Annotated in this window: 1 protein-coding gene (running past one end of the window); it reads left to right on the forward strand. The window is 62.0% G+C overall.

Features of this window, described 5'->3' with window-relative positions:
- Positions 1-21,143 carry the 5' portion of a fibronectin type III domain-containing protein gene (locus B5477_RS03065; protein ID WP_079698336.1) on the forward strand. 9,133 nt of this gene lie beyond the right edge of the window, so the window shows 21,143 of its 30,276 coding nt (coding positions 1-21,143); the start codon lies at positions 1-3; its stop codon lies off the right edge, out of view.

Consider the following 21,143-nt stretch of genomic DNA (forward strand, 5'->3'; position numbering starts at 1 on the left):
ATGAACACAGAGTACAACGAATTGTCTGTATTTCCAGAGGAGGAACCGGACCGCAAAAAGCGGATTATAACGATCTCGGCCATTGCAGTGCTGATCATCGCGATCCTGCTGTTTGTGTTCTCACAATGCACCTTCTTTGGAAGGACCTTGGTCATCGACACGGCGGGGGAATATGTCGTGTCCGACCAATATGACAATGTAATCATTCGCGCCGACGGCGTGATCATCAAGGACTCGAACATACCGGGCCGTATTGTCGTGGACAAAAATGTCGACGGGGCGAGCCTCAAGCTGTCGGGGACCAATGTGGGAGAGGTCGTCTTCCAGGGCCCGGGCGAGGATAAGCTCTATCTGGAGAACTCGTCGATCGACCTGCTGCGCGACGACAAGCCTTCGGGCACCATCACCATCATCAAAGACAAGGGGTCCACGATCGAAAAGGTGACGGTGAGCGATCCCGACCGCCAAGGCAACACGGACGAGAATATCAAAGTCGAAGAGCTGCCGGACGATGTGCTCACCCCGGTCGGCCCGACCAATCCCGACGACGACAAGAAGGCGCCGTCCGATTCGTCGGATTCTTCCGGCTCGGACAAGGACAAGGATAAGGACAGCTCGAGCTCTTCCTCATCCAGCTCCTCGGGCGGCAGCTCCTGGTGGCCCAGCGGCAACGGGAACAATAATAACAATAACAACAATACCTCCTCGGGCACAAATTCGTCCGGTACGGGCAGCTCCTCCAAGGGGTCGTCCTCGTCCAAGAATTCTTCCTCGTCCAAGGGCCATACCAGCAAGCCGGATGACGACTTCTGGGGCGACGGCGGCGGCGGAAGCCACAACAAGCCTGACAAGGACGATGACGACGACCGCTCCAGCTCCCGTTCGAGCAGTACGTCGAGCATTTCCAGCAGCTCGAGCAGCACGCCCAGCGTGCCGGAGCTCGGGCCGATTACGGCCAACCTTACATATCGTCTGGAGGACAATACCTACGTCCTGACCTGGAACAAGCCGGCCAACGCGGGCAACGACGTCGCATATGCCGTCCGCTTCCTGTACGGGGATATTGAAGAGGACCTGACTGCAAACGAGAGCTATCTTCCGCTCGCGTCCAGCAGCCGGAGTGTTTCCCCGCTGCAGCTTCGCGCCGCCACCATCGGCGAAAGCACTTACGAGGACACGGTGACCAGCCTCAACGATACGCTGAGCTACACCTTCCCGGCGCCCCACCCGCCCAAGACGGCGGCGGACTGCCAGATGAAACTGGAGGATTACCTCCCTTACCGCGCCCAGGTAGCCGCTTGGCGCCCGAGCGATCCGAACAACCAAAACCAGTGGAAGCGCGCGTATTCCAACGTTTGCCACAACTATAATCCTGACTTCTCGGGCGGGTACGGCACCAAGGTCAATCCCTACCTGGTCGCGCAGGCGGGAGAATTCAGCCATATCAACAACGATGTACTCAACGGCCACGACATCACCGGCCGCTATCTCGGCATGCACTTTATGCAGGGCGCCGACATCGACTTTAGCCGGGAAGAGCAGATTGCCGGTACCTTTAACGGCAGCTTTATCAATCCTGGCAGCAAGGACGGCGCCAAACCCGGCGAGCCCGGCAAGGCCGGCGGCTATGCCTTTAACAATGTGACGCTGGGCAGCAGCGGGAATAACAGCAATCTTGGCCTGTTCAACTCCATCGGAAAAGACGGTGTGGTGGACGGGCTAAAGGTGTCTGAGTTCGCGTCGGTCAACGCCCAGGGCGGCAGCAACATCGGCGTGATCGCAGGCACTACCGACGGCACCATCAAGAACTGTGAAATCCATGCCCAGATGGATGTTGAGAGCTGCCATCTCGTCGGCGGCGTCACCGGCAAGACCGGCCCCGACGCAAAGCTGGTGGGCAACGTCACCCATGGATATATTAAGGGTGACACGATTGGCGAAAAGGTCGGCGGCATCACCGGCCAGAACGCTGGCCAGGTGGACAGCAACCGCAACGGCATGGAGATCCTGACCGGTGAAAAGCAGGTCGGCGGCATCGTCGGTGAAAACCTGGACGGCGGCTCGGTGACCAACAACCAGAACAACGGGCATATTACCAGCGATAAGGGCCCGGTTGCGGGCATCGTCGGCGAAGACAAGAATGTTGACGAGTCCGGCGCGCCGAATTGGCAGGACCATGTCAAGGACAACGTCAACTCCGGGACCATCACGGTAAATGGGAAAGACGAAGAGGGGAACCTCGATGCGGGCCAGATCGTCGGCAAGCCGCAGGTCAACGGGGAAAACGAGAGCGACAACAACACCGGCGACGGTGTGGTTATCCTGCCTGAGACTGAGCGCAACAAGCTGAACACGCCAGATAATATCGTGGTCGAGCTCAAGGAGTCCGCCGGGAAGTATTCGGCTGAAGTGTTCTTCAACCGGGTCACCACCGCCTATGATCCCGACAGCGGCGAGTACACCGGTATCACCAACAACAAGGAGCGCACCGGCATCACCTACCGCGCCCGGGTTTACAAGGGGAGCACCCAGCTGCAGACGGCGGATGGGGCGGATTATCTCACTGCTCTGACGGCGAACAATCCCGCCCTGACCAGGGTTTCCATCGACATCACTCCGTTCCTCACCGAGGTGGGGATAGAAAACCCGGTCGATGAGTTGGAAACCTATACCGTGTCGGTGGAAGCGATCCCCTATGCGCAGGGCGGCAATTATAAGCCGTCGGGCGAGAGCACGCCCAAGAATGCGTCTACCATCAAACGGGTTCCGTCCCCGGACGAGCCGATCATCGATGTGACCACCAAGGCCTCGGCCACGGAAGCGGACGCCGGCACTGTCACCTACTGGGCGAACCATACCTATCCTGGTGTGGAGTATGCGGCGCGGTATACCTACGACGCCGACAAGACCAGGGTGGACGAGCTGGGTGTTTATGATCCGGCCGAGCCCGACGGGCAGAAGATCACCCTCGGCGCGAGCGGCTATGAATACGACAGCACTGCCGTCTTTAAGAACTTCTACAAGCGCGATTATAAAAATGGGAATACGTTGCGCGACAATAGCGTGACGACTGCTTTGTACGCCAAGGACTTCCTGAGCGGCGACGCCACCCGCGCCCGGGTGGTGGCCGGCAAGCAGGTTTCCGGCGAATCGACGAAGGTTGACTCCTTCCGTCTGCCGACGCCGTTGACCTCCAGCGGCGACATCCAGCTCTCCAACGGAAAGCTGGAGATTGGCTTTGAGCCGCTCACCGCTCAGTTGAAGACCGCGATCGACTACTACGAGATCACGGCGGTTTGCGGGGATAAGTCCATCACTCCGGTCCGGCTGAAGCCTTCCCAGATCACCAACGACACCTATAATATCCTGCCGATCATCAGCACCGGCGGCTTTGCATTGAACGACCGGGTAGAGATCACCGTAACGGCCGTGCCGAAGAACGCTGCGGTCAATATGGCCCCGGCCAGCGCATCCAAGTTGACCTATAAAGTACAGACCCCGCCGCTTCCGGCGCCGGGTTATGTGCGCGTTGACCAGGTCGCCAGCGGCGACGTGGAGGTGGAGATCACCTGGCCCACCGGCGACAACGCCGACCTGGTGGAAGAGGTCACCATCCACTTGTTCGCGCCGGGTAGCGATACGACGGACCCGACCAACAGCATTTGGAACAAGACGGTCAGCAAGACCGAAGCCGCTTCGGGATCGTACACCGATACCTTCCCGAAGGCCCTGTTCTCCTCCAGCGGCCTTTACGAGGTGCAAATCCGCTCCGAGCTGCCGACGGCGCTCGAGGGCGCCTATACCGCTTCCTCCATCGAGAAGTGGCAGATCCGCAAATATGACGACCCGAGAGGGCTTGTAATCGGCGGGACCGGCGACGCCAAGGACCGCCTGACGGTCGGTTTCAGTGGGGATGCCGTGGTCGGTACCACAGGGGATAATATTGCCGCGCACTATGACGTCACCTTTGACAAGCTGGATGCGACTTCGCCCGCTGAGATCGACTATACAAAGGGGACTTATGTAAATGGCGTCGGCTCCTACGACGTTACCGACAGGGCGGCTGCGGCCGAGAAATACCGCGTCACCGTCGGCCTGCCGACCATCAACGGCGCGGCGAGCGCCGAGACGGCGACCGGGAATCAGCCGGTGCGTTACACCCAGTTGAAGACCGCGACCGCCTCCAAGGAGTACGAGGTCAAAGCCTACGACCTGGAGCCCTCTGTGCCCCTGATGGACGTCGGTTCGCCCCATAGCGGCGCGCAGGGCGGCACCGGGCTCTACCTGAATACCACCCCGGTGACGAATGCGATCCGTTACCGCTTCACGCTGGACTTCCAGAAGATGGACGGCGCATACGGCATCGGCGGCAACAAGAACGATGACGGCAGTAGCGCGGGCTTTGGCGGCGCGCTGGATAGCATCGTCGTCGATGCAAGCAATGCCGACATCGAGGCGGGCAAGGTCCGCGCCGACATTGAAGAAAAGGTGAAAGCGCTCGTCGACCAGACGGACGGCGGGCAGGCTTACTATACCTTTAAGGCGAGCGTGCGGGTGCTGAGCAACTTTGGCGACGGCACCGGCTATCTGCAAAGCGCTCTCAAGACAAACGACGGCATTACCGAGAAGGGTTACAAGCTGCCGGGGCCGCTTGCCGACACCACGCCGGACCTCAGCGTGCCCGGCCAGGTCAACCTCAAACTGAACCCGGATGCGGGGGCGGTCGCCTACTTCGCGGGCCGCGCCAAGCTGACCACCTCGCCCGAATATGGGGATAGCTATATCTTTACCGCCGACGGTACGGCACAGTCCATCAACATGATCCCGGCCATGCTCAAGGTAAAGCCCCAAGGCTCAGAGGGCGAGCTGGGATATGACCTGCAGGTGACCTCTGTCCCGAAGAGCGTGGTGCTCAACCCGCCGAACACGGGAAGCTCCACGGTTGATTATGAGGTCAAGGGCATCCCGGCCCCGAAGGTCTCGCTCGGAATCAAGGGGATCAGCGGCACCGTGCCGGATTCCCGCTGGGATAGTATGACCGGCGCCGACGTAATCACCCTGAATATTGACGGAACCGAGGGCAACAGCCTGACCTTGGGCTACTCGGTCTCGGTGAAAAATGAGAAGACGGGGGACAGCTACAGCAAGTTTATCAGGAACACCGGGTCATACAATTACACCGTGGTCTTCCAGGAAGATGCGGATTTGGATGGTCTGGGGAACTTTGCTGCAGAAGGCAAATATACCATCGAAGTAATCGCGGCGAAAAAGACTGATCTGGAAGGGATGGAGGACTCCGTCCCGGCGACGCTCGAGGTCGTCCGGTACCAGCCGCCCACCGATGTGAAATTCTTTGCGCCCGCAGCGGACGGCAGCATCCTCAATCTCAGATTCTCGGGCGCCCAAAACCTGTCTTACACCGCACAAATCCTTTACCGTATGTCCAGCAGCTCGAACTTTGGGGTCACCCCGATCAAGAAGTCGGCGACGCCTTCCTTGGGGCCTGTCGCGCTTGACGTGCGCGCGGACATCATGGACTATGTCAACGAGAATAGTCCCGGCCAGTTTGCCGCCAAGGTTTACCGGGACGGCAAGCACACGGTGGATGGTTCGGGCAAGGAGAAGCTCGAGCTGCCGGTCGACCCGGTGCAGACCGATGCGGCCGACAACCTGGTGCAGGTGCGTTCCGCGGTCGGGATCGACGGGATCAGCCAGGAATTCGATATTTCGGACCCGGATACTCTCTTCGGACGCTGGCTCGATAAGGGCGCGGCCGACGGCTACAGCTACGAGCTGCATGAGCTCGCTCCGGTGGAGGAGAATGCCGCCGCCCCGCAGTGGAACAAGGTGGAGGCCGAGCATTCAAGCGGCTCCATCGCTTCCCCGAACGACGGCAGCAATTATGCGGCTGAGTTCACCGAGAACAGCCAGATCGAGCTGCGCCACCGCACGGCCTCCTCGACCAGCCCGGCGAAGTACCGCTTCGGGGTGCGCTCCAACGCGAGCTTCGCCTATGCGCCGAACGATCCGACGCCGGACGTCGGCAACCTCTATAACTATACCTATACCGCCGAGTCCGCCCTCACCCTGAGCGATACGGTGGACGCTTACAAGCTGCCCGCTCCCTCCAACCCGGGCACCGGGCTGACAATCAACAATGGCGAATACTCCGTCATGCTCAACTGGGCGCCCGCGATCGAGGAATATGTCATCACCACCCAGCGGGTGGAAAAACAGGGTGATACCTACGTGCCGGTGGCCGGGGTCGACCCGATCGTCAAGCACGTCGACGCCCAGCAGTATAAGGATGTCGCCCAGGCCGGCGGCAATAAGTTCAGCTATTCTCTGACCGACCAGCTTCTGGAGGACGGGGAGAGTGGCTTCTATAAGGTCGCCATCGAGGCGGTTCCCTTCAACAATGTGCTCAACGCTTCCAGTAAGAGCGAATATGAGCCGGTGGAGATCAAGATCACTCGGCTTGAGAAGCCGACGATTGAAAGTTTCCTGCGCAAGAGCCAGGGCTCGGACGATCTGAGACTGGAGTTCAGCGACAACCCGGGCGGGATCAACAACTCGAACAACACCGAGAAGTATGTCGTCACCTATTATAAGGATGGGGAAGAGGTTTGCCACCAGGACTACACTGCCGATCTCTTCGATGCAAACGGCAAGCCCACCGGTAATACGTTTGCCGACGAGCAGCTGACCGCCGCTCTCATCGCGGATAAGGGCCCGGGCAGCTATTCGGTCACCGTCACCGCGGTGGCGAAGGCCGGGACTTCCTTCGAGCCCGCGACCCAGAAGCTCGATTTCGTGGTGGCGCGCAAGGTGGAGAAGAGCGACATCCACTTTAACGCCGCCCATGACAAGGTGTCCCTGGGCTTCAGCACCTCTGAGCCGGGGACCACCACCATGGAGTATACCCTCGAGCTCTACTTCAAGCAGTCCGCGTCTGAGCCGTACGGCAGGGCGCCGCTCGATACCTATACCGTCACGGACAAGAGCTATCAGGAGATCACCGAGCATCTGACGAAGACCGGCTATTATATGGGCAAGGTCTCCCGTGCGGATGTCATCGACGAGAACAACTGCCTGACCCTGCTTGGGCTTTCCAGCGCGGTGGAGAGCGATGCCTATAACCTCACATCCTTCGCGCCGATGGAAGCCCCGGCAATCGACCTGAGCGACCCGGCCAAGGTGCAGGTTGTCGCCAGCAAATATGCGGACGACCTGGCGGCCCCGGGCAGCGAGGCTGAGATTCGTTATACCCTCAAGCTGTGGGTCAAGCGGGTCGGCGGCAGCGACGCCTATGCGGTTCAGGATACCTATACGGACCTGACGGCCGATGGGGCGGGCAAGCTGCTCCAGGACGTTTCGAGCAAGATCCGCAAAAACGATACCGAAACGGTGGACGGCCAGGAGAAGTATATCAACTACTACTATAAGGCCACCATCGAGCCGCAGACCAACTATGCGGCCAAGAAGCTCACTCTGCCCACCATGCAGCTGCGGGATTCCAACGAGGTGGTCGCCGGCCCGATGCTGCCGGCCAACATCGTGGGTAAGCCCTATGTCGAGGGCAGCAACAACATCAAGATGTACTTCCTGCCGGTGACGGCGGACCGCGAGGGCGATGCGTCGTTCAACGCGCTGATGTCCGATCAGACCGACCAGTACAGCGCATGGATCGGCTATCCGGGCGGCCAGGTCAAGGATTTCGAGCTGCTGACCCAGGCGCAGGCGCTCGAGGCTTACGATAAGCTGCCGGACAAGAGCATCGGCGTCGGCGTCGAGCTGGAGGACTCGGTGGACGAGACCCAGCCGGACGAGGACCATATCTTCCGCGTCTATACCGAGCCGAAGAACACCGCCCTCAACTCGGTGGGCGTCTATGAGATTTCCTGTCTTATCAAGCAGATTCCGCAGCCCGGCCTGCGCTTCGAGTTCGGCGAGATGGATCCCGATCCGACCAGGAACGAGGACGACCGCGAATGGGATACCACCCTTTACGCGGTCTGGAACCCGGTGATCGGCGCGATTGAAAGCGACGTCGAAAAGATGGCGGACCGCTACCAGATCCAGGTCTACAAGGTGGACGATGCCGGCAATGAAACACAGCTGTATACCACGCCGCTTGTCATCACCTCCCGGGCCGACATAGACCTGGCTACGCAGTATGAGCTGGATACAACGGCGACCCAACTGCGCATCCCGATCAACCACGCGAAGAATGACGATGTCAACGTCATGAAGGACGCGGGCAGGTATGCGGTGCGCATCAAAGCGGAATATGAAAACGCCTCCTCCCCGGTCTTCCCGGAGGAGCTGGACCCTGGCAAGACCACCAAGAATGTAGAGGTCTTTGTCTACCGTCTGGAGGAGCCGTCCAACGTGCGCCTCGCCAGCGGTGAAGACGGCGGTATGCCGGTGCAGTATCAGGGGAAAGATACCGTCCGCCTGCGCTTCGACGGCGGCAAGGCCAAGGGCAAATATAAGATCGGGATTGCCCAGATCAATCCCGAAAACCAGCAGGTCATGGGCAAGGTGCCCCTCTTCAAGGACACCACCGCCATGGATAAGCTGCTGGAGGAGCAGAACGATTACGGTGAACCGCTCTACGAGGCACAGGTCCTCAACGAGCTCGCCATCTACGGAGAGGACCAGGGCTACAACGAGTTGGACGATACCACCAAGGCGTTCTTCCGCCCGCAGGTCACCGTCTACGGCGAAAACTTCACCACTCAGTTTAACCAGCCGATCTACATCTCCTCCCAGCCCGCCGAGGGCGCGCGCAAGGAGGTCTGGTACGCGCCCAGGATCGACGATGCGGGCGTGCGCATCGACTGGAGAAGCAATACGGACTATAACGATCCCCCCGCGGCGGTCGACGCCGTTTGGAGACTGGCGGAGGGCTTTACCACCTATGGCTTTGGCCTGGTGAAGGACGGCTCACAGGGCGCGACGCTGACCCTGCGCGACGGCGATTACGACGACACCGGGTTTGAGACCGCGGGAGGCTCCTTCTATTCCCTGGGGCGGTATCCCATCTCGAGCCAGATCGTCAGCACCGGGCTGCTCAAGGACTACAAGGTCAATTTGAGCATCCCCTGCGAGGCGGGCGCACAGGATGAAAACGCCGAGGGCGTAAATGATTACATCCCGAAGATCGGACGCCTGGAGTACCGGTATAAGGCGCCGGGCAGCAATAACTTCACCTCCGACGTGGCCTATGATTGCTCGGGCACCAGCGCGGCGGTACAGGGCGGGCAGCTCAATTACCCGAAGATTCAAAAGCTCGCCTCGGCCCCCAATTCCTTTAAACTGACCCTGACCGAGCCTGACCCGGCCTATACGCCGGTCGATCAGATCTACGGCTACGAAATCCGGGTCACCTATAACAAGGGCACCGGCCTGCGTCCGGGTGCTGAGACCTCGCATACCCTTCTGGTGAAGAAGGAGGATCTGGCGGCGGACGGCACCGTCGACTTTGAGGACCTGGTCGACCTGCTGGTTGCCGACCTCAAGGAAGTCGACTCGCCTATCCTGGTTTTCCGGGTGCAGGCGCGCTCGATCGCCCATAACAGCGTGCTCAACAGCAGCTCTGCCTGGACGACCAGCAGCAAGGCGATGGAGTACAGCGTGGTCGTCGAGAACCTGCCCGCACCGCAGTTGAAGCTCACGGTCGAGGGGTCCGACAGCGCGATGAGCGCCCCGACCCTCTCGTGGGATGCCATCGACGGCGCCGGCAACTACAACGCTTATATGACGAAGCCCGATGGCAGCCAGGTCACCTTGGGCGAGTCGTCGGTCGACCGTTCCTATAAGCTGAACACCAGCGAGTGGAGCACGGCGGCCGAGGGCGACTATACCTTCGAGGTCGTCGCCAATCCCGACGGCACCGACGCGGGCAAGCGCCCGAGCGTGCCCGCCACCCTGACGGTGCGCCGCCTGGCGGCTCCGGCCGGCGTGGAGCTGCGCGCGAGCGACGATGGAAAAGACATCGGCGTGCACTGGACCTCGGCGGATGCGGCGGTGAGCGGCCTCAGCTACCACACCACCGCACAGATCACCGCCTCGGGCCAGGAGAAGAGCCTTGACACGGCGGGGAACGAAACCTTCCTCAGCTTTAAGGATTACTTTGCCGCGCTGCCGCAGGGAGGCTACAGCTATCAGGTCGCCAAGGTCCAGGCCATCGGCGACGGGAGCGCCACCCTGACCTCCAAGGCGTCCAATCAGACGCAGGCGGTGCGCATCTCCAAACTTGCCCAGATCGGCAAGCCGGCCTTCGATACGGCTGACGACAAGGTCACCACCTTCTGGACGGGCGTCAACTACATCGACGGCGGCAACCCTGCCCCGGCCAGCTACGAAGGTAAGCTGAGCATGCAGCAGGGAAGCACTGCTGCGACCGAAACACCGATCACCCCGACCATCGGCACCAGTACGAGCGCCTCGGTGATCGACCTGGTGAAGGCAAACCGCGCTTCGCCCAGCCTGTGGACCTATTACAGCTCGATCCGCGCCATCGACGAGATCGACAAGGGCGTGTTCGCCGTTCCGGACTTCATGACCTCCGACCCGGTCTACGGCGGCAAACTGCGCGATGTCAGCGACATCCGCCTGGCCTACTACAACAAGCCCTCGGGCGATACGACCACTCCGAGCGTGATGGCTGAGTTTAAGCCCGTCACCAAGGACGGCGACTCCCGCGACCCGCTGGTGGACAATATCCTCGACTATGAGATCGAGGTGTCCTACGGCGCGGGCGCCACGGCCGGCAAGGTCACGGTCAACACCACCGACGTGCCTCCCGTGAAGGCTACCGCCAACATCGGAGGGACGGACGTCGAGGTCTGGCAGGTTGATCTCAGCGCCATCTACGACTACCTCAAGACCCAGAGCGGGGAAGTGACCTTCGGCGTGAAGGTGACCACCCGCACGAAGAATAGCAACCTGAGTGATCCCGCCTCGGCGGTGACCACGGCGAAGCTGCAGCTCGGGAAGCTGAGCGACCCGGTGATCACCTATCAGGACGGCGCGGACGGAAAGACCGTCACCGCCTCCTGGGCCAATGTGCCGAACGCCGGCAGCTATACCGTCACGCTCAAGAACGCCGACGGGGTCACCAGCAATCCTGAAATTAAAGAGAACGCTTCCGGGCGTTATATCACCTTCGACGGGGCCAAGGCCGGCGCCTACACCGTGACGGTGCAGGCCCTGCCCGACAGCGCGCACTTCGAGCTGCTGCCCTCCGATGAGATCAGCAAGACCATCGTGCGCCTCGCGCCGCCGACCGGCGGCAAGCTGGCCCTCCCCGCAAGCGACAAGGACGGCGCCATCACCGCTCAGTGGAGCAAGAATCCGCTCAACACGGACAACAGCACCACTCCGGCGGGCTCCTTCGAGAGCGGCTACCAGCTCAAGCTGGTGCGCCGCACGGCGGGCGGCATGCAGGAGGCTGCGAACCAGCCGGCCGCCGGCGGCACGATTGCCAGCGGCATGGACGTCACCGCGCTGCTGCAGTCCGAGGCGACCAGCGGCAAATATGGAATCACCGTCCAGGCGGTGGGCGACGAGGATAAGACCTTGAGCTCCCAATGGTCGGTGCCCGACCCGAACTTTGACACCCCGATCTGGCAGATCGGGGCTGCCGCCGGCGCGCACTTTACCATTGAGACGAACAAGGTGACCGGCGCCTGGACCGTCGACTCGCAGCAGAATGACATCCGGCTGCTGCCGGGGATGGACGGCTACCAGATCCCGTATGGGGTGCAGCTCGAGGAGAAGCAGCTCGATGGGACTTGGGATAAGGTGGGTTCGGTGCGCGACGCCCACGGCTCCTTCGATTTCGGCGCGGGCGACTTCCCGAAGTTTAGTAGTCAGAACCAGCTCTACCCCTACCGCATGCGGATCGACAGCCAGCCCGACCATGTGCACGGCGTGCTGGCCCACCCCGACGTCACCATCGGTGCGAGCGAGGTGTTGGGCGGCTGGCTGCCTGCGGTGGAGCAGGACAGCGTGAAGCTCACGAGCCTCGGCGGCAAGGCGAACATCTCCTTCGAGCCGCTGACCGTCGCAAGGCCGGAGCTTCTGGAGAATATCAAGGAATACGTCGTCACCGTCCAGGGCGAGGGTGCGGGCGCCGCGTTCAGCGAAACGGCGACCATCCCGGCCGCCGACATCGACGGCGAGAAGACGGTCCACGACGTGGAGATGCCCGGCCTGACGGCCGACTTTGGCAACGACAAGAGCTATACCATCAAGGTCCAGGCGGTGCCGGTGAACACCGACCTCAACGGGGACGGCAATGTGCAGACCAAGACCGGGCAGAAGATCACCCGGCGCGCGCTGGACAACCCGCTCTTGCAGGTCGTGACCGAGACGAATGGGGAAACCGGCGTCAAGACCACCTACCTCGTCGTCACCCCGAAGGACCCGGCGGACGTGCAGCAAGCGGTCGGCTCGGTCGTGATCAGCGGGGACTACAGCACCATCAAAAATCATGGAGGCACGGTGGACGCCGCCGCCGGCACGCTGACCATCCCGGTCACCTACACCGGCGATGCGCCCGACGCGCTCAAGCTCGAGCTGGGCGTCAATACAGCGGGCAGCTATACTTACAAGGTGGTGGCGAAGCCCGCTACCGACAAGATCGACGAGCTGATGGAGTCCGGCGAGGCCGAGAAGACGGTCGTGCGCCTCGCGGCGCCGAAGGACGCTTCCTTCGGCTACCGCAAGGTCGGCAGCGACGAGATGATCGGCGCGGCCTTCACGAGCGAGGATACCGCCCTGCCGCAGGGCAGCTTCCAGTATCAGATCGGCCTGTATGAGGGGGCTGAGCTTAGGACCACCTTTACCTATTCCCAGGCCGACATCGCGGCGGGCGGCGCCTGCTTCCAGGATGTCACCGCTTGGCTGCGTGAGCATGCCGTGAGCGCGGATTACTACGTCAGGATCCAGGGGATCGGCCAGAGCGCCGACGGTTCGGTGCTTGATTCGGCCGTGACCGGCCCGGTCGGCCCCTTTGCGGCGACCCGCTTGCCCGTGATGGCAAACGTGCGCTTTGCGGCGACCAGGACCGGCACGGGGGACGAGCAGGTATTCGGCCGCTGGAACGCGCTGGGCGTATCGGTCCCCGGGTATACCCCGCAGTTCGACGTGGTGCTCTATCAAAATACCAATACCGAGGTCGCCCTCTCGAGCCAGGCCACCATCGGCACGAGCGGGATCGACCTGAGCCACGAGTTCGCGGATAAGGCGAATCCGGGCACGGTGCCCTATACCTTTAAGGTCAAGGCGAAGGACAACCTCGAAAAGGGCGTCTTCGCACAGAAGGATTACGTCTTTGCGGCGAATCCGGATAAGGTTTACTCCGGCAAGCTGCCGGCGGCGAGCGGTGTGACGCTGCGCCCGGCCCTCCGTGATGACGGCTCCGGTACGGTGCGCGCATCCTTTAAGCCGGCGGCCAGCGGAGAGCTGCTGGAGAACATCCTCGGCTATGAGGTCCTCATCAAGAAGGGCGGGACCGAGCTGCAGAAGATCACCCTCACCAAGGAGCGGGCGGATGAGCTCAAAAACGCCCAGGGCGATGTGGTGCTCGACTGCGGCGATGTGTACGCCGACCTGATCGCGGAGGGGAACCTCGGCGCGCAGCAGGAGTACACCATCACGGTCACCACCCAGTCCAACAACCATTGCCTGAGCGCGGACAACAGCTTTAGCCCGACGCAGGCGAGCCATCTGACGGTGAAGAAGCTGCCGGCTCCGGCCATCACCTTTACGGCGGCCGGCTCGGACGCGGACGCAGACGATCAGTCGGTGGTCAAGGCGACCTGGCAGAACGTCCTGCTCAACGCGGGCTACAGCTATCAGATCGGCAGCGGCTCCGAGCAGGAGCTGGCGGCCGATGTAAACGAGGTTTCGATGGGCGACACCAAGGCGGCGGGCGGCTACACCATCACGGTGAAAACCCTCGCGCCCAAGATCCAGACCTCCGAAAGCGAGCTGCTGCTCGATTCCGACGCGAGCACCGGCACGGTGACCCGTCTGGCGGCTCCCGCCAGCGTTTCGATCGAGCTGCCCGCCGAAAGCGACGCCGACCCGAAGATCGACGCAAAGTGGGCCGCGCTGCCCAGTGGCTCGAATGAAAAGGGCTACGAGCTGGCCTTCTGGAAGTGGACCCCGACGGGCGACGTATCGCTCGATACCGTCCTTGACGGTGCCGGCGCGGTGTCGAGCGGCAGCGACCTGCGCAAGGACGTCACCGCGACCCTGCGCGGCTTCGGCGAAACGGGCGACTACTTCCTCAAGGCGCGCGCGAGCGGCGATGCTGAGAACAAGTCGACCCTGACCTCGGATTGGAACACGGGCAGTAACAGGACCATCCAGTTCGTGGCGCAGCCCACCGACCTTACGCTCAACTTTGTGGGCGATAAGACCACCCCGAACGTGGTGACCGGTACCTGGACGGCGGACAGCGCCATCTCCGTCACCGGAAAGCCCGATTACCATCCGCCCTATCAGGCCGGCTTGGTCGAAAAGGGGATCAACCAGAGCTTCAAGGGCAAGGTCAACGACTATAAGCAGCCGTTTGAAGATACGGACTTTAAGAATGCCGGCAGCGAGCTGATTGACTACAAGCTGATGGTCAAGAGCCTGGACGATCTGGCGAACGGCATCTTTGCCTATGAAAATGGATCTGTTGAGATCGGAACTCACCAGGTCTGGGCAGGTGCGCTTCCGAAGGTCGATACCAGCACCGTCAAGCTCGAAAGCCGCAGCGCCAAGCGCGGGCTGACTTTCCAGCCGGTTGAGCAGAATACCCTTTACAGCAGCAAGCTCGAAAAGAACATCGCTTCCTATGACATTAAGATTACCGCCACCGGGAAGACCCCGATCGAGCTGACAGGCTACAAGCCGTCCGGCGCCAACCCGTTTGTGGAGCTGCCGGCGCTTGAGGACAACGTCAAATACACGGTGGAGATCACGGCCAACCCGGCCAACACCATGCTCAACACCGGTTCGAAAACCTCGGTGAAAAACTTGGAGATCACCAAGCAGAAGGTGGCGCAGCCCACCATCTCGATTGCGGCGGTGACGCCGGACGACCCGAACTCCGAGGTGCAGATCACCGTTTCCGGGCTCGACGAGCACACCGGGAGCTTTGAAATCTTTAAAGACGGACGCAGCATCGTGGCGGCGCTCGAGGCGTCGTACGCTTCGTCCCCGATCGAATTGGCGGCGAAGGATATTCCGGCTGCCGGCATGACGGCCAACTATACCGTCAAGGCCTACCCGAAGGCCGATGCGCTCGATAGCTACATTGAAAACGAGTCGGAGCAGTACCCGCTCTCCCGCCTCGGGAAGCCCGTTTCGCCCAAGTTCGGCTATTATGCCGACAAGGCGACCATCGGCGCGAGCTGGGGCGATCCGAACGCGGGGCTGACCGGCACGTACAAGATGGAGCTCTACCGCTCTTCGCCCGATACGAAGGTGAAGGACTACGGCCCGTATACCACCGGGACCGAGATGTTCCAGAGCCTCTACAACGATTTCAAGACCGAAACCTCCTTCACCGACGGGCGGTACTACGTCAAGGTGCAGGCGATCGGCGACGGTACCAGCACCCTGACCTCGGACGCGGTAACCCAGAGCGGGACCTATCAGGTTTACAAGCTGACCGCTGCCACCGATGTCAAGCTGGACTACAGCACCGGCGTGAAGGATGGCGACGACAACGATGAGGTCTACCTGACCTGGAAGGACAACGCGCCGACCGGCCAGGATGTGGACTATGACATCCAGATCAAGAAGAACGGCACGGCCATAAACGCGGACAACACCGACCTGGCCGCGGCGCTCGCCACCCTCGATAAGACCAGGAAGTCGGTGAACCTTGAGGCGCTCACCAAGACCACGCGAGACACTTCTTCCAACACCCCGGTCTCCTACGAGGCCGCGGTCGGGATGAAGGATAAGTTCACCGACGGGGCCGCGCTGATCGCGACGGGAGCCCCCACCCCGAGCACCCCGGCGGCCGTCTATACCGGCACGCTGCCGCAGGTCGCCCAGAACAGCATAGGCATGGAGCTCTACCTCAACGCCGCGAGCGGCAAGAGCGTGCAGGCCAAGTTTACCCCGGTCGCCGACAGCAATAAGCTGGCCGGCAACATCAAGGAATACCGGCTGGTGGTCGAGCGCGCCGACGGCGCGGCCATTGCGGACGGGGCCGAGACCCAGGTGGTCAAGACCATCCCGGCGGGCACCGCCGTGGGCGGCGACGGGTACTTTACCGTCGAGCTGCCGGAGATCTACCGCGACATGACCACCGCGGGGCATATGAACCGCGACGACAACACCTACAAGGTCACGGTGACCACCGTCACCGCCAACGATGCGATGAGCGTAAACAGCGAGCCGATGGGCGCGCACAGCGACATCACCCTCAAGGCGGCCCAGCTGGCCACCCCGGTCATCACCTTCGAGGCGACCGAAAGCGACGGCACTGCCGACGCGAATGGCACCCAGTCCAAGGTCTGGGCCAAGTGGAGCTCGGTGCCGGGCAACGCCGGTTATACCGTGACAATCAACGACGGGACGCCCGTGAGCCTGCCCGCCTCCACGGCCGAGGTCAAATTCGACCTGGGCGACACTGCGGTTGCGGGTGCCTACAAGGTGACCGTCAAGGCGATCGCTGCCGATTCGGATGCGGATAAGCTGGATTCAAACGAGGGCAGCAATACCATCACCCGCCTGGCGTCGCCAAGCGCCCCTGCGGGCGGTTCGACGATCGACCGCACGGCCGACGGCATCTTCGCGCAGTGGAGCGCGCTGACCGAGGCGGTGAAGAAGTACAGCGTCCAGATTTGGGAGAACAAGGGCGGCAGCGAAGAGCCGCTGCGCTATGCCAGCGGCGATACCTGCCAGACCTCGGTCGACAGCGGCGAGCGCGTCTCTATCACCGCGCTGCTCGAGGGGAACCTGAAGCACAGCGGCAACTACTTTGTCAAGCTGCGCGCGCTGGGCGATATGTCCGATGCGCAGATGAACGCCGGAAAGGCCACCCTCAACTCGGCCTGGTCCGGCAACCGCACCGATGTTTCGGCGATCAAGCTCGCCGAACCCCCGTCCGACCTGGAGTTCGACTTCGTCACCAAGAAGGCGGAGAAGACGGTGCTCGGCCTGTGGAAGACGACGGATGGCTCCATCGCCTACAAGGCGGGCCTCATCAAGGCCGGGACGCTGCAAGGCGGCACCGTGGGCGACCAGGCTGAGACTGGGAAGCGCAACTTTGCCGACGGCTCGTTTGACAAGTCTGCCGCCACGCCGGTGGAGTATAAGCTGCGCGTCGAGGCCAAGGCCGACTACGCGAACGGCGTGATCGGCGGAGCCTATACGATCGGCGAATCCTCGCCGGTCTATGCGGGCACGCTCTCAAGCATCGGAGAGGGCGACATCCAGCTCGTCAAGCAGGGCGGCGTCAACGGCGTCAAGTTTGAGACCATGACGTCGGTCGAACCGAAATTTGCACAGAACGTTGCCTCCTATACCATTACCCTCGTGAAAGAGGGCAGCACCGACCAGATCACCCTCGAATATCCCGCCAGCGGCGAGACTCTCGACGCATCCCTCACAACGGTGTTTGTGCCGCATGCGGGCATCGATTCGCAGGCGAACTATACGGTGAGCGTGGTGGCCAACCCGGTCAACGCCGGACTCAACACCAAGTCGGTGCCGGTCGGCGTCAAGACCCAGGTCGGCGTGGAAAAGCTCGACCGCCCGGTGCTGAGCATCTACACCGACGGCGAGGCGGGCGACCATGACGCCACCACCTACCTGAAGGTTTCGGGCGTCTCGGCCGATGCCGGGAGCTTCGAGGTCTACAGAGGCGATTCGGCCACCGGTACCGCGCTAAAGACTGTCCCCACCGAGCCCGGAAAGGTCGTCTACGACCTGCCGATCACGGCGGCGGCCGGCCTCGAGGACATCACGGCGGCGGGCACCTACACCTACACGGTCAAGGTGATCCCGAGCGCGGACAAGACAGACAGCTTCGATCCGAACGTCTCCCTGCCGGTATCGACCACCCGTCTGAGCCAGCCCACCGGGATCGGCGTCGGCTACCAGGCGGACAAGAGCGCCATCGGCGCCTACTGGACCGACACCAACACCACTGTGGCGGCAGAGAATTACCGCGTGCAGATTGCAAAGGACGGCAGCTATCTTTCCGCGCTGACCTATACCGTGGCCGGAAATGTGGAGTACCAGGCCCTGACCGAGGACCTGCGCGATGAGGCGCAGGCGACCAGCGGCAAGTATTCGGCCACCGTGCAGGCGGTCGGCGACGGGACGAAGACCCTTTCCAGCGCGCCCGCGGTCCAGACCGGCGAGGTGTATCAGGTCTATAAGCTGGGCCCGGTGCAGAACGTGCGCTTCGACACTGCGGATAACCAGGTCTTCGGCAGATGGGATGTCCAGACCTTCATCATGGACGGGGCGGACTATACGCCCAAGTATGACATGAAGCTCTGGCGCGGTACCAATCCGCTGACCAGCGGCTTCACCGTCGGCACCAGCAGCGACCTGAGCGAAGTGGTCAAGGAGACCCGCGAGTCCGTGCCGACCAAGTACTCGATCCGCGTCAAGGCGCAGGACGACCTGAGCCGCGGCGTGATTGCCGACAAGAACTATGTCCCGGCAGACGGCAGCGTCTTTGTCTACGGCGGTATCCTGCCGTCGGTGAGCGCCGACAGTATAGGGATGGAGCCCTTTATGAACGACGTCGGCGAGCCGAGCATGAGGGTCACCTTCCAGGCTGTGGCAAGCGGCAACCTCTCCGGGAACATCAAGGAATACAAGGTAGTGGTCAAGGCGGGCGGCACCCAGATCGCCTCGGCGACCAAGACCTTGGCCGCCGGCGCGTCCGGCGAGGTGGAGCTCAAGGAAGTCTATGACCACCTGAAGAACAACATCAATTCCAGCCAGAGCTATCAGATCACCATCACCAGCGTGTCCGGCAATACCAGCCTGAGCGCGGATTCCTCGCCGGCGACCAAGAGCGTCCCGATGGTGATCCAGAAGCTGTCCACACCGCAGGTCAAGATCACGGCCTCGGGCGACGGTCAGACCCAGGTGCGCGCCGAGTGGACCCCGCCCACGGCGGAGGTGGCCGACATCGACGGCTACACCGTGACGCTGAAGTATCAGGATAACAGCGGCGGCGCCGAAGTATCCACCGACCTGTCTGGTTCGGTTCTGACCGACGGCGACAAGCGGTACGTCGATCTGAGCGCCCTCACTGTCCAGCCGGGCAGCTACACCGTCGAGGTCACGGCCAAGATTCAGGTGACGGACGGCACCGGCCTGCTCAAATCCGATTCGGATATGGGATCTGCTTCCACCGCGCGCCTCGCGGCGCCGGGCAGCCTGAGCTTCACGCTGCCGGCCGCGGGCGCCAGCGGGGTTGACAATCAGATTAAGGCTTCCTGGAGCTGGGTTGACGGCAGCCGTGAAAACAGCGGCTACACCGTCAAGCTGCAAGAGAAGGACGGTGCCAGCTATGTGGACGTGGCGGGCGAGACGATCTCTGTGGCAAAGGCGCAGACGAGCGCCGACGTCACCCCGACGCTGCGCAAGAGCGCGATCACGAGCGGTGTATATGCCGTCGCGGTGCGCGCCGAGGGTGACAGCGTAAGCTACGGCTACCTGAGCTCGGCCTGGTCCGAGAGCAGCCCGGAAGTGGAAATCTATAAGACCAAGGTGGAGAGCGATCCGCTGCCAACCATCAACGCGCCTCCCACCACTGCGAACATCACCGAGGCGAAATGGGCCTATACCCCGGCCGACGGCGGGCTGCCGGCCCCGGCGCCCTACAAGGTCGAGGTGCTGCGTGACACCGAAGTGACCGCCACCTATGAAAAGGCCACCGGCGGCACCTGGACCCTGGAAGATCAGGCGATCGACCAGGCGCGCGCCACCCTGAGCCCGTACACGGCACGGATCACCGCGCAGGAGGATTTGAGCCGCGGGTTTATCCCGTTGAGCACCGCCCCGGTCTCTGGCACCGGGAAGGTCTACGGCGGCAAGCTGCCGCAGGTCGCCCCCTCGAGCGTCAAGCTGGCGCGGGGCGATGCAAATGAGGTCCTGCTCACCTTCTCGCCGGTTACCGATAACAGAGTGCTCGCCAATATCCAGGGCTACAGCGTGACCATCCAGAACAGCTCTGCCCAGACTCTTGTCGGGCCGCTCACCCTGGGGGCCTCGGACGGCGCGGGCTACGACGTGACGGAAGCGGTCATGGGAGACCTGAAAGCCCAGTTCGCGGCGAACCCGGGCAAGACCAACGAGCAGTATACCGTGCTGATCACCGCCGAGCCTTATAACAGCCTGCTCAACGCCTCTTCCAATGAGAGCAGAACCAGCAGCGGCAACACCACCATCAGCGTGGCCAAGCGGGCGAAGCCCACCGTCACCCTCACAACCGATCCTCTTCAGGGGATTGATCGGACGACAACCGCTTCCTGGACCGGTATTTCCGGGACCACGCCCGCCGACTATAGGCTGAGCGTCAAGCTCGGGGAGAATACTGTGGCCGGCGTGGACTATGTCATCGAGAGCGATGGCAGCGATCCGCCCAAGTACACCTGTGACGTGACCGACGCGCTGAAAAACGCAGGCGAATATCAAGTCAGCGTGGTCGCGCTGGCCGATCCGGACAGCCTGACCGAGGTCGATTCCGACCCGGGTATCGCGAAGATCAGCCGTTACAAGAGGCCGGAGAACGTCTCGTTCACTTCGACCAAGACGAAGATTACCCTCGGATTCTCGAACGGCTATGGCGATAATCTGCCCGGTCTGACCGAGCAGGATTTCGTTGTCACCCTCACCGAGGGGACGGGCGAAAGCGCCACCTCCCAGACCATTAAGACGGGCATCCAGAGCCTTGGCGGCGGCGCCTACAGCCTGGATGTCACCGATAAGATCAAGGCCGGCGGCGTAGGCAGCTACACCGCTACGGTCCGTGCGGTCAATCACACCAACAATAAGACCTATCTGCCTTCCGTGGAGTCCGTTGTAACCACGAGGCCTTACGTGCTGGGACGCTTCGAGGCGCCCACCAACGTGGAGGTGGATTCGCGGAAAAA

The organism is Provencibacterium massiliense, from assembly GCF_900169495.1.
Classification (GTDB): Bacteria; Bacillota; Clostridia; order Oscillospirales; family Ruminococcaceae; genus Harryflintia; species Harryflintia acetispora.